This window comes from Paraburkholderia sp. SIMBA_027, from assembly GCF_046535315.1.
Lineage (GTDB): Bacteria > Pseudomonadota > Gammaproteobacteria > Burkholderiales > Burkholderiaceae > Paraburkholderia > Paraburkholderia tropica.
This window is the reverse complement of record NZ_JAWRWY010001520.1, coordinates 1-239: the sequence shown is the minus strand read 5'-3', so window position 1 is coordinate 239 and position 239 is coordinate 1. Positions and strand designations below refer to the sequence as shown.

The following is a 239-nucleotide window of genomic DNA, read 5'->3' as shown; positions in this document are numbered from 1 at the left end:
GCCGCCGGTGGCGATCACCAGCGTCATGCCGGTTGCGACGATGACGATCGTGGCGACCTGGGTCAGATTGACGTTCAGCGTCTGCCACGAGAAGAAGTTCGGGGTGATCGCAATGTTGACGGCGATCAAGAGCAGGAATGCAGCTAAGGTGCCGTAGCGGCTGGCGATGCGAAGCGCTGACGCCTTCGACATGGTTGACGGCTTGATGGCGGTATCCGATATCGTCATGTCAATTCACC

Annotated in this window: 1 pseudogene; it reads right to left on the bottom strand. The window is 59.0% G+C overall.

The annotated features are described in order from the left end of the window. Positions 1-228: pseudogene (locus SB764_RS44260) on the bottom strand (ABC transporter permease); the annotation flags it as partial. Positions 229-239 lie beyond the last annotated feature (11 nt).